The organism is Haloarcula salinisoli, assembly GCF_019599405.1.
GTDB classification, from domain to species: Archaea; Halobacteriota; Halobacteria; order Halobacteriales; family Haloarculaceae; genus Haloarcula; species Haloarcula salinisoli.
In genome coordinates this window covers 522371-531356 of record NZ_RKLQ01000002.1, presented here as the reverse complement: position 1 = coordinate 531356, position 8986 = coordinate 522371, and the positions used below count along the sequence as shown (strand labels likewise).

At 68.8% G+C, this 8986-nt stretch carries 10 protein-coding genes; 6 read left to right on the top strand and 4 right to left on the bottom strand.

Features of this window, described 5'->3' with window-relative positions:
- Positions 1-16 precede the first annotated feature (16 nt).
- Positions 17-697 (bottom strand): lipoate--protein ligase family protein, encoded by a 681-nt coding sequence (locus tag EGD98_RS11905; protein WP_220588591.1) that lies wholly within the window; start codon positions 695-697, stop codon positions 17-19.
- Positions 698-892: 195 nt separating this feature from the next.
- Here EGD98_RS11905 and EGD98_RS11900 point away from each other — a divergent pair, with 195 nt between their 5' ends.
- Positions 893-1738, top strand: a complete 846-nt coding sequence (locus EGD98_RS11900; protein WP_220588590.1) for a DUF8155 domain-containing protein — start codon at positions 893-895, stop codon at positions 1736-1738.
- Between the two features lie 72 nt (positions 1739-1810).
- Here EGD98_RS11900 and EGD98_RS11895 read toward each other — a convergent pair whose 3' ends face one another.
- Positions 1811-2383 carry a cysteine hydrolase family protein gene (locus EGD98_RS11895; RefSeq protein WP_220588589.1) on the bottom strand — a complete coding sequence of 191 codons (573 nt, stop codon included), beginning with the start codon at positions 2381-2383 and terminating at the stop codon, positions 1811-1813.
- A 76-nt stretch (positions 2384-2459) separates the two neighbouring features.
- Between EGD98_RS11895 and EGD98_RS11890 the strand changes: the two genes are divergently transcribed.
- Entirely contained in the window at positions 2460-3956 is a 1497-nt protein-coding gene (locus tag EGD98_RS11890; protein ID WP_220588588.1) for an Hvo_1808 family surface protein, read from the top strand.
- Complete coding sequence (locus EGD98_RS11885; protein WP_220588587.1) at positions 3949-5277, top strand: Hvo_1808 family surface protein; 1329 nt, start codon at positions 3949-3951, stop codon at positions 5275-5277. Before EGD98_RS11890 ends, EGD98_RS11885 begins: the two co-directional genes overlap by 8 nt.
- 22 nt (positions 5278-5299) lie before the next feature.
- Here the strand turns inward: EGD98_RS11885 and EGD98_RS11880 are convergent, their stop codons facing one another.
- Positions 5300-6127 (bottom strand): DUF3592 domain-containing protein, encoded by an 828-nt coding sequence (locus tag EGD98_RS11880; protein ID WP_220588586.1) that lies wholly within the window; start codon positions 6125-6127, stop codon positions 5300-5302.
- A 118-nt stretch (positions 6128-6245) separates the two neighbouring features.
- Positions 6246-6995, bottom strand: coding sequence for a DUF3592 domain-containing protein (locus EGD98_RS11875; RefSeq protein ID WP_220588585.1), 750 nt, complete (start codon positions 6993-6995; stop codon positions 6246-6248).
- A 119-nt stretch (positions 6996-7114) separates the two neighbouring features.
- Between EGD98_RS11875 and EGD98_RS11870 the strand changes: the two genes are divergently transcribed.
- From EGD98_RS11870 to EGD98_RS11860, 3 genes are all read left to right on the top strand, one after another.
- On the top strand, positions 7115-8284 hold the full coding sequence (locus tag EGD98_RS11870; RefSeq protein ID WP_220588584.1) for a nicotinate phosphoribosyltransferase: 1170 nt from the start codon (positions 7115-7117) through the stop codon (positions 8282-8284).
- A gap of 24 nt (positions 8285-8308) precedes the next feature.
- Complete coding sequence (locus EGD98_RS11865) at positions 8309-8593, top strand: DUF6360 family protein (protein ID WP_220588583.1); 285 nt, start codon at positions 8309-8311, stop codon at positions 8591-8593.
- A gap of 71 nt (positions 8594-8664) precedes the next feature.
- Positions 8665-8964 (top strand): CPCC family cysteine-rich protein, encoded by a 300-nt coding sequence (locus EGD98_RS11860; RefSeq protein WP_220588582.1) that lies wholly within the window; start codon positions 8665-8667, stop codon positions 8962-8964.
- Positions 8965-8986 lie beyond the last annotated feature (22 nt).

The window sequence follows — 8986 nt, the reverse complement described above, 5'->3', positions numbered from 1 at the left end:
TGGACCGGGCGAGCCCCTAAGTGTCTCGGATACTGTCGCGGGCGGTGACGGGTCGGGAGCCGACGAGTTCGGTCACCAAGGCGTCGACCACGCCGGCCGCGTCCCCGCCAGCCCGGGCCACACTCCCCACGGAACCAGGGTCGAACGGGACACCGAGTGCCTCGTAGACGGGGGCGAGCACCGCCGCGATAGCGTCGTGGTCCCGCAGGATAACGACACCGGCGGAAAGCGCCACGTCCTGCCGGACGCGCTGGGCGATGCCGACGAGCTTGCCGTCGGCCTGCAGCGAGTGGGCACCGGGACAGAACGAGTCGGCCGGTTCCCCCTCGCTGGCGTCGACGCCCACGGCTTCGAGTGCGCGCTGGACCGCCCCGCTGACGCGGTCGTACCGGGCGCCGATATCCCCGCGTCCGTCGGCGGTGGGCTCGGCCAGCGCGAACGCGACGGTCCGGCCGGTGTAGGCGACGGCGCGGCCGCCGACCTCGCGTTCGAGGACGGCGTAGCCCCGCTCCGTGGCCGCCTCACGGGCCCGGTCGTACCCCTCGACGCGTCGGTCCCGCCGGCCGAAGGCGACCTGCCGGTGGGGCGTCCAGACTCGCAAGGCCGACTCGGCGTCGTCGGCGACGCGGGCGACCAGCTCGCGGGTCCGCTCGTAGTCGCGTTCGTGGTCGCTCGCCCGCCCCCGCAGGAGTCGCATAGCCGGAGTATGCGGTCGGCGGACTAAACACTCACGTCGATAGCGAACAGGCGACACGACATCTCGTGACGGGCTCGGTCGCACTCCCGCTGGACCCGCCACGGCGGTTCTTAGCGCATACGCGGTCGTGGCCCCGCCATCGCTCATGAACCCTCGGACGATAGGCACATACTGTCCCGTTCCTAACCGGGGGCAATGGCCGTCACCGTCCCGCCGGACGTCCTCCACCAGTACTACCGGTTCTCGCTGTACAACTCCCCGTTCGACGCCCACGACGAGGGGTGTGCCATCGACCTCTACCCCGAGGGGCCGCGAGCGCCCTCGCCGGTCGCCGGCGAGGTGCTCGACACGAAGACGGTGCAGGCCCCACCGAAGCCCTACGCCGCCGAGCACGACTATCTGATTCTGGTCGACACCGGCGACCACGTCGCGCGCCTGCTCCACGTGAAACCGGGGGTCGAGGCCGGGGACCGCGTCGCCGTGGGCGACGACCTGGGCGAACTCGTCCGGGCGGGCTTTTTCGCGCCCTGGGTCCCCAACCACATCCATCTGGGCTTCAGGGATGCCAACGCCAACCCCTACCGGGCGGCGGGCTCGCTCCCGGTCGCGGCCGGCGTCGACGTGGCACCGCTTGCGTGGGACGGCACGGGCACCGTCGCCGAGACCGGCGAGACCTGGGCGCGCCTGGACAGCCCCGCCCATCCCGCGCCAGGCGAGCGGTTCGTCGGGCTGGCGGCTGGGAACGGTCGGGCGGACCGCGAGGGCGGCGTCCTCGACGGCGGCCTCCCCCACTACGACTGGGGCGGCGCGCTCGGGGGCGAGAACGGGACGGCACACCTGGCGGGCCAGCGCGTCGGCGTCGCCGATGGACGGACGGTCACGTGGGACGACATCACGGTGCTGGCCAACGGCGAGCCCGTCACCGGCGTGGCGCTGTTCTGTTCGCGCGAGACTGCCGGTGTGAAGCTGGTAGGCGAGGGCGTGGACCTGACGGTGGGCGAGCGGGTCGAGGTGACCGTCGAGCGTCAGTCGTCGCCGTAGCGCTCGCGGTGGGCCTCGTACTCCGGACCGCCGTCGACCTCGCCGACCTCGCCACGGACCGGGTCGCCCATCTCAGGCGAACGTGATCTCGCTGCGCTCGGTCACTTCGCCGAACAGCCAGTCGGCGTGGTCGGTGGCGTACTCGTGGTGTTCTTCCTCGATGAAGCCGATAGCGTCCTCGACGAGGATAGGGCGGTAGTCCCGCAGGCCGGCGCTGGAGGCCGTATGCAACACGCAGACGTTCGCGAGCGTCCCGCAGATGAGCAGGTCCTTGACGCCACGGGCGGAGAGCCAGCCGTCGAGTTGCGTCTCGTGGAACGCGTCGTAGGTGTGTTTCTCGACGACCAGTTCGTCCTCGCGGGGGGACAGCTCCTCGACGACTTGTGCCTCCCAGGAGCCCTCGAGGACGTGCTCGCCCCAGCGGTCGAACTCGTCGTAGTAGTGGGCGTCCTCGAACTGCTCGGGCGGGTGGACGTCGCGGGTGAAGACGACACTCGCGCCGGCGTCTCTGGCCCGCTCGACCAGTCCTGCGACGGGCTCGATGGCAGCTTCGCTGTCCGGTGCGTAGAGGCTCCCCTCCGGGTGACAGAAGCCGTTCTGCATATCGACGACCACGAGAGCTGTCTGCTTTGGGTCCAGTTGCATATCTGTCTCTTCGGTCGGGGCCCCTACGTAAGCTTCGGGCGTGTAACTTTTCACCGTGCCCCCCAAGAGTCCGCTAATGCGACGTGAGTTTGGGGCCGTCTGCTGTGCCGTTTTGCTCCTGCTGGCCGGCTGTCAGGGGCTGGGTGCCGGGGTAGACGAGGGGACACCGACCGGGACAGACGAGACACTGACCGTGACCGAGAACGGGACCGAGCAGCCGACGGACTCCACAGTGCTGGAACTGCGAAACGAGAGCGGCTCCTCGACCGTCCGTCCGGACCCCGAGACCGACCGGCTCGGCTGGGAGAACGGCTACTGGCACAACGACTCACTCGACGTGGACAACACCGACGGGCTGAACGACACCGAGCTGTCGGCCGTCGTCAACCGGTCGATGGCCCGCATCGAGTACGTCCGCGGGCTGGAGTTCGAGGAGAACGTGTCAGTCAACACCGTCTCGCGGGCCGAATATCGGAACCAGAGCGGTTCGGGCAGCTACGGCGACGCGCTCCGGACCTTCGACAACGCGAAGTTCGAGGCGCTGTTCCTCATCGGCGAGGACGACAGTTCCATCGAGGTCCAGGAGAGCACGCTCGGCGACAGCGTCCTGGGGTACTACAGCCCCTCGCTGGACGAAATCGTCATCGTCACGAACTCCGAGACGCCCCGCATCGGGGAGAAGACCCTCTCGCACGAACTCGTCCACGCGCTCCAGGACCAGCAGTTCGGTCTAGAGGGGAACGCAAGCACCCGAGATGCCCTGCAGGGCCGTAACGCCCTCATCGAGGGCGACGCCCGGACCGTCGAGACGGCCTACTTGAACCGCTGTGGGTCGAGCTGGTCGTGTGTCAGGGTCGGCCAGTCGAGCGGGGGCGGTGGGAGCAGTGACCTGCATTTCGGCGTCTTCTACATGATATACTTCCCCTACAGCGACGGGACGTCGTTCGTCGCCGAGCTCCGCGACCGCGGTGGGTGGCGTGCGGTGAACGACGCCTACGACGACATCCCCGAGGGGGCCCGCGAGGTCACCACGCCGACCGACTACCCCGAGTGGGAGCCCCGCGAGGTGACGCTGCCGGCCCCGCCGAGCGACGACTGGGAGCGGGTTCGGCCGTCGGCCGACCGCGACCGGCCCGACTACGCCACCGTCGGTCCGTCGGCCATCGCCGCGACGATGGCCTACACAGTAGTCGACGAGTACAACACCAGCTCCTCGGTCGTCAGCCGGTTCGCGCTGGGCGACCGCGACACCGTCGACACCGACCCCTACAACTACGACCTGTCGGGGACGAGTGGCTGGGACGGCGGTCGGATGCAGGTGTACACAAAGGACGGTGAGACGGGCTACGTCTGGCGAACGGCCTGGACTGACGAGCAGTCGGCCGAGGCGTTCGCGACGTCGTGGGAGCGGGTCATCCAGCACTGGGGTGGCGAACGCACCGCCGACGGCAACTGGGTCATCGCCGAGGAGAGTCCGTTCGGCGACGCCGTCGCCGTCCACGTCGAGGGCGACACCGTCACCGTGGTCAACGCGCCAACGGAGGCGGAGCTGACCGAGCTGTACGATGCGTAGGCGAGCGGCGCTCGCGCTTGGTCTCGCCCTGGCGCTCGCGCTTGCGGGCTGTTCGATACCCTTCATCGGCCACCCCGAGGAGCCACGCGGCGGGGACGCCATCGGCTGGGAGAACGGCTACTGGTACGACGACCCGGTCGACGTGACGACGAGCGACGGACTCAACGAGAGCGAACTGGAAGCCGTCACGGCCCGGACGATGGCTCGCATCGAGCGCGTCCGTGACCGTGAGTTCGAATCCACGGTCCCCGTCGAGGTCATCTCGCGGGCCGAGTACCGCAACCGGTCGGGCGGCCGTGGGAGCGGCGTCGCCGGCGGGGACCCCTGGAACGACCAGGTGTGGGAGTCGCTGTTGCTCGTCGGCGAGAACTCGGGGAGCAGCGAGGCCATCAGCGACACGCGGAGCGACTCCGTCCTGGGGTACTACTCGCCGAGCCGGGACCGCATCGTCATCGTCAGCGAGAGCGAGACGCCGGTCGTCGACCGGCGGACGCTGGCCCACGAACTCGTCCACGCGCTCCAGGACCAGCAGTTCGGCCTCGGCGGCGCGCCCGAGACACAGGACACACAGCTGGCCAGAAACGGCGTCGTCGAGGGCGAAGCGAACTACGTCCAGAACACCTACGAGCAGCGGTGTGAGCGCCGCTGGAGCTGTATCGAGCGACCCGGCGACGGGAGTGGTGGCGGCGGTGGCGGCGGCCGAGCGAACCCCGGCGTGTTCACCGTCATCATCCAGCCCTACGTCAGCGGCCCCGCGTTCGTCGACAGCGTCTACGACGAGGGCGGCTGGGACGCCGTCGACGCGCTCCACGAGGACTACGCTGCGAGCTCCGAGCAGATTATCCACCCCGAGCGCTACCCCGACGAGACGCCAGTCTCGGTGACCGTCGCCGACCGCTCGAACGGCGAGTGGAACCGATTCGACCACGACCCGGTCGGCGACACGGTCGGGGAAGCCTCCATCTTCGCGGCGATGTACCACAACGACCAGACGACCGCCGACCGGTACAGCTACGTGAGCCAGCCCTCGGAGGGGTGGGCCGGAGACACTGTCGTGCCCTACCGGAACGGCTCGGGTGGTGGCGGCTACGTCTGGGAGAGCCGCTGGGACAGCGAGGGCGACGCCGTCGAGTTCGCGGCCGCCTACCGTGACGCCCTGACCGAGACACACGACGCCCGCAACCCTCGCGAGAACGTCTACGTCGTCCCCGACGGCCCCTTCGCCGACGCGTTCCGCATCGTCCGCGAGGGCCGAACGGTCCGAATCGTCAACGGCCCGACGGTCGGCGATTTAGACGAGATTCACCGCGCCGGCGACTGATACTGACGGCTGTAACGACGAGCTACGGGTCCAGGCGGCGGAACCCCAGTCGCATGACACCCGTGGCGACGGCGAAAAATGGGACCATGGCCCAGAGGTCGTAGGGGCGACTCGACAGCACGAAGTAGACGATAGCGAGGTCGGCGATAAACAGGTAACAGAGCATCCAGACGGCGGGGCTAGCGCCGGCCCGAATCGGCGACGGTTCCGTCCCCTCCCACCGGTCCAGGCTGTCGAGAATGGCGGTCGGGTCGTCCGAAAACTCGGAGAGGGCCGTCCGCTCGACGCCGGGTACCCGTTCGAGCGTCGCGAAGGGAATCTTGCCGGTGAGAAAGCTGACAAAGCGGAGGTTCGGCGTGAGCGTGTCCGTCAACACGAGTAGTCCGGCGACCAGCAGGAGTCCACCAGGGAAGAAGCGATAGCGATGCAGCAGGTGGGCGTCGTCGGGGTCTGCGGGGTCGTAGTAGACGGTCGTCGTCGCCCCGGCCTGGCGCGCGGGGAGGAGTGCGGCTGCGTCCGACCGGTTGTCGGTGACGATGTCCGTCCCGAGGGCGACGTTCTCGCCGGTGTAGCGCTCGCCGTCGACGGTGTAGCTGTACGTGACGTTCGGCCTGTAGACCACGTTCCTGAGACCGAATTCGGGCTGCTGGGCCCCCTGGTCGGCGGTGGCGTTGGTCTGGCTCGGGCCGAACCCGTCGGTGTACTGGGGCTGGACCTGGGCCCGCTCCATCGTGGCCGTCGTCGACTCGTACCCGCTGAGTCGGTAGTACTGGCCCGTAGCCAGCACGCCACCGGAGACCAGCAGCGTCAGCGCGACCACGAGACCGAGCACACGGGGCTGACTCGGCATACGCTAACGTACGTGCCTGTCGTGGAAAAATTTCCGACAGTGCGTCTCGTTCGCACGACCGCTCCCGCCCACTCGTTCCACCGGCCCACGGGCGATGACCGAGGCGTTCGACAGGGCCCTAGTCCAGCAGGGTCACAAAGCCCAGCCGCATGACGCCGGCGACGACGACGAGCGGCGTCAGGACGCCCCAGAGGTCATAGGGCCAGCCAGAGAGCCAGAAGTAGCCGATAGCGATGTCGGCCATCAGGAGATAACAGAGCAGCCAGACGGCGGGGACTGCACCGCCCCGGATGGGCGCCTCCCCGCCGCCGCTCCAGCGCTGTTGATTCTCCAGTATGGCGGTCGGGTCGTCGGGCGCGTGGGCGACCGTCCGTGGCTCGACGCCGGGCATCCGTTCGAGCAGGTCGATGGGAAACAGGGAGCTGAGAGTGCGGACGAACCGCAGTTTCGGCGTGAGCGTGTCCGTCAGGACGAACAGGCCAGAGACCAGGAGTACCCCGCCCGGGAAGAAGTTGTAGCGCGGGAGCAGGTGGGCGTTACCGGGGTTGCCGGGGTCGTAGTACACCGTCGTCGTCCCGGCCGACGACGCGAGGACGGACTCGAGTTTCTCGCGGTTGCCCGTGATGATGCCCGTCCCGGCGGCGACGTTGTCGCCGGTGTAGCGCGTGCCGTCGACCGTGTAGGTGTAGGTGACGTCCGGCGCGTACGCCGCGTCGACGGCGACGACCTCGACCTGGGCGCGCTCCACCGTGGCCGTCGTCGACTCGTACCCGCTGATGTGGTGGTACTGGCTCGCGGCCAGCACGCCGCCGGAGACCAGCAGCGCCAGTCCGACGATGAGTCCGAACACCCGCGGCGGACTCCACATAATCAATCATTCACGCGTGTGCGGGAAAATTTTCCGCCAGTACGTGTCGGCCCCACGACTGCCGACCGCGGCGCCACCGACCGGCCCCCTTTTTCCATCGCCGCTCTAACTCCGCGGTAATGACAGAGGCTTTCGACATCATCCCGGCCGAGGCCATCAGGTCGGGGCGGGCGACCGACGCGTACTTCGACCGGACGGTGGAGGCGCTGGACCACGCCGGGCACAATCCAGACGTGGTCGCGGAGGTGACGGCCGACCAGTTCCCGACCGGCGAGTGGCACCTGCTGGCGGGGCTGAAAGACGCCGCGGCCCTGCTCGAGGGCCGCGACCTCGACGCCGACGCCCTGCCGGAGGGGACGCTGTTCGACGGCGGCCCCGTGATGCGCATCGCGGGGCCCTATCGGGCGTTCGGCCGGCTCGAAACCGCCCTGCTTGGCTTCCTCTCGCATCCGACGGGGATAGCGACGCGCGCACTCGAAGCCCGTCGAGCGGCCCCGGACTCGACGGTCCTGTCCTTTGGCTCCCGGCACGTCCACCCCTCGCTGGGCGCGATGGTCGAGCGGTCGGCCCTGCTGGGCGGCATGGACGGGTTCTCGAACGTCGCGGCCGGCGACGTTATCGGCCGCGAGGCGGGCGGGACGATGCCCCACGCGCTGCTGATTTGCTTCGGTCGCGGCGAGCAGGAACAGGCGTGGCGGGCCTTCGACGAGGCGGTCCCCGAGTCGACCCCGCGAATCGCGCTGGTCGACACCTACTCCGACGAGGTCGACGAGGCCCTTAGAGCGGCCGAGGCTATCGACGACCTCGCCGGCGTCCGCCTCGACACGACGGGGTCGCGACGGGGCGACTTCCGCCACATCGTCCGCGAGGTCCGATGGACGCTGGACGCCTACGGCCACGAGGACGTCGACATCTTCTGCTCGGGCGGGCTCGGGCCCACAGAGCTTCGCGGACTCCGGGACGTGGCCGACGGCTTCGGCGTCGGGAGCTACGTCTCGAACGCCGACCCGCTGGATTTCGCGCTCGATATCGTCGAAGTCGACGGCGAGCCCGCGGCCAAGCGCGGCAAACTCACCGGGAAGAAGTCAGTGTACCGGACCAGAGAGGGCGGCCACCACATCGGGCTGGCCAGCCACGACGGCCCCGACGACGCCGAGTCGCTCATGGAACCGCTGGTTCGGGACGGTGAGGTCGTCCGGGAGTTCGACCTCGACGCGGCTATTTCCCGGGCCGGGACCGACGCCGACCGCGTCGGCTTCGAGAGTATCGACGCGAACACAGGGGTTTAGACGCCGAGGAGCGAACGGCCGGGTATGGTAGACCGAATCATGATGGTCACGGCGTACACGACCTTCGACCTGCTGGACGGCGAAGTCGAGGGCCACGGCTTCGAGGAGGAGGCGATGGCGGTGCTGAACGTGACCTCCCCGAAGAAAAATCCCGACCACGTCTCGGTGCAACTGGAGATGGACAACACCCAGGTCGACAACGTCGAGCCCCACGCCGACAAGGTGACCCTCTCGCCCGACCAGGCCCGCGAGATGGCCGCCGAACTGGAGAAACACGCCGACAAGGTCGAGAGCGCACAGTCGGAGTGAGGGCCGTCGGGCGATTCGGGGGATTTGAACGACCCGGTAGTTCTTTGATGTGTCGTGCCATACCACGGCGTATGTCGACCGACACGCCCGGCAACCCCGCGGCGCGGGAGCTTGGGTACTGTCCGTGCTGTGGGTATCGGACGCTGCCTGAGGGCCAACCCGGGTCCTACGAGGTCTGTCCGGTCTGTCACTGGCTCGACGACCCGACGCAGTTCAGGGACATCGACTACGTCGGTGACAGCAACCACGTCTCGCTGTCGACGGCGCGTGAGAACGTCCGCGAGTACGGCGCCTGCACACCCGAGGAGGCCGACACCTGCCTCGACCCCGACGAGTTCGACCGGGACCCCAACTGGCCGTACGACCGCTGACGGCAGCAGCTATTAGTCTGCC